The 2,060-nt window shown below is 72.1% G+C and carries 2 protein-coding genes; one reads left to right on the forward strand and one right to left on the reverse strand.

Going from position 1 to position 2,060, the window contains the following annotated elements:
• The first annotated feature begins 325 nt into the window (after window positions 1-325).
• Window positions 326-1,090: a class I SAM-dependent methyltransferase gene (locus GA0115259_RS31385; protein ID WP_093603270.1), complete on the forward strand. Its 765-nt coding sequence runs from the start codon at window positions 326-328 to the stop codon at window positions 1,088-1,090.
• An 80-nt stretch (window positions 1,091-1,170) separates the two neighbouring features.
• Here GA0115259_RS31385 and GA0115259_RS31390 read toward each other — a convergent pair.
• A partial coding sequence (locus GA0115259_RS31390; RefSeq protein WP_176732715.1) for a PucR family transcriptional regulator occupies window positions 1,171-2,060 on the reverse strand: 890 nt, incomplete at its 5' end.

Consider the following 2,060-nt stretch of genomic DNA (forward strand, 5'->3'; position numbering starts at 1 on the left):
GGCGGGCGGGCGAGCCATTCCCCGCACCGGTGGCGGTCTGCGCGCTGCCGCTGTAGGCGTTCCGGCTATAGGCGCTCGCGCCATAGGGCTTCCCGCCATAGGGCTTCGCACTACAGGGCCGAACCGGCCCGGCCAACAAGCCCGCGCACTGAGGCAGGGCATCAGCACCACCTTGGACGGTGCCGATCTCGAAGGCGACGAACGTCCCGGCGGGCCCGACTGCCGACACCTGTCCGGCCCCGCTGGGCACTTGGCCGCGCCCGCACGGCGCCGTAACCCGAAAAGCAGTGGCCGCGCGGGCTCGGGGCCGCATACGTTCGCTTCCATGGTTGACGCAGCTTTCGGGCATCCGCGCCTCGCCGCCGTCTACGACCCGCTCGATCCGGACCGCGGCGATCTCGACGCGTATCTCGCGATGGCGGAGGAGTTCGGGGCGCGGTCCGTGCTGGACATCGGGTGCGGTACGGGCGTGTTCGCGCTGCTGCTCGCCGAGCGCGGGATCACGGTCACCGGGATCGATCCCGCGCGGGCGTCCGTCGACGTCGCGCGTGGCAAGCCGGGCGCGGAGCGGGTGCGCTGGCTCGACGGCGACGCGGGGGACCTGCCGCCCATGCGGACCGACCTGGTGACCATGACCGGGAACGTCGCCCAGGCGATCACCGGTCCGCAGGCATGGCGTACGACGCTGCGCGGCGCGTACGAGGCGCTGCGGCCCGGCGGGCGGCTTGTCTTCGAGACGCGCGATCCGGCGCGGCGCGTGTGGGAGGAGTGGGCGCAGTGGACGCGCGAGACCACGTACCGCATGACGGACATCCCGGGCGTCGGCCACGTCGAGACCTGGGCCGAGCTGACAGACGTGAGCCTGCCGCTGGTGAGCTTCCGGGGTACGCACGTGTTCGCCGCGGACGGGGACGTACTGACCTCGCAATCGACACTCCGCTTCCGCGAACGTACGGAGATCGAGCAGGACCTGCACGAGCACGGCTTCGTCGTCGAGGACGTACGCGACGCACCCGACCGGCCGGGCAGCGAGTTCGTGTTCGTGGCACGGCGCGATACCGCGGAGCCCGTCCCTCCCGGAATACTCTAGGGAGCGTGCGCACCACACAACGCCGGGCAGACGGAACTTTGAAGACACTCCCCAGGCGCACGCACGTACACGGCTGAGTGTCAGCTCATGCGCAGTGCCAGGAAGAAGTCGAGCTTGTCCTCCAGGCGCGACAGATCGCGTCCTGTGAGCTGTTCGATCCTGCCCACCCGGTATCGCAGCGTGTTCACATGCAGATGCAGCCGGGCCGCGCACCGGGTCCAGGAGCCGTCGCAGTCGAGGAAGGCCTCCAGGGTGGGGATCAGCTCCGCGCGGTGACGGCGGTCGTAGTCGCGCAGAGGATCCAGCAGACGCGCGGTGAAGGCGCGGCGGACGTCGTCGGGGACGAAAGGGAGGAGCAATACGTGTGACGCCAGTTCATGGTGGCCCGCCGCGCAGACACGGCCGGGCCGGGCGGCGGCCACCCGGCGGGCGTGGCGGGCTTCCTCCAGGGCGCCGCGGAGCCCTTCCGCCGAGTGGACCGCCGCGCTGACGCCCAGGGTCAGCCGTCCGTCGTCCGCCAGACCTGCCGTCAGAGGGCCTCGTACGGCGGCCAGGAGCGCGTCCGCGTGCAGTCCCGGGCCGTCGGCCAGGTCCGGTGCCTGGCCTGCTGCCTGCCGCGCCGCGTGGCCGGGCGCCGCACCAGGCCCGTGTTCGTGTCTGTCCACCGGCTCGGGCGTACGAGGCGTCTCGGGCGTACGAGGAGGCGTCGTCGGCAACGGCACCAGCGCGATCGCCTCGTCCTCCGTCCGGGCCACCGCGATCCGGTCGGCGGAGTCGGCTCCCACACCCGCCATCGCCGTGCCTCCCACCGTCGCGGGGTCCACCAGGATCTCCTCCAGCAGCGCCTGGGCCACCGGACCGCCCGCCATCGCCGTCTTCGTACCGTCCGTCTTCGTACCGTCCGCGTCCGGACCTTCCGTGGCGGCTCGGCCGCCCTGTCCCCACTCCACCCTGGCCACCACCACCTGCC

This window comes from Streptomyces sp. MnatMP-M17, assembly GCF_900091995.1.
GTDB lineage: Bacteria > Actinomycetota > Actinomycetes > Streptomycetales > Streptomycetaceae > Streptomyces.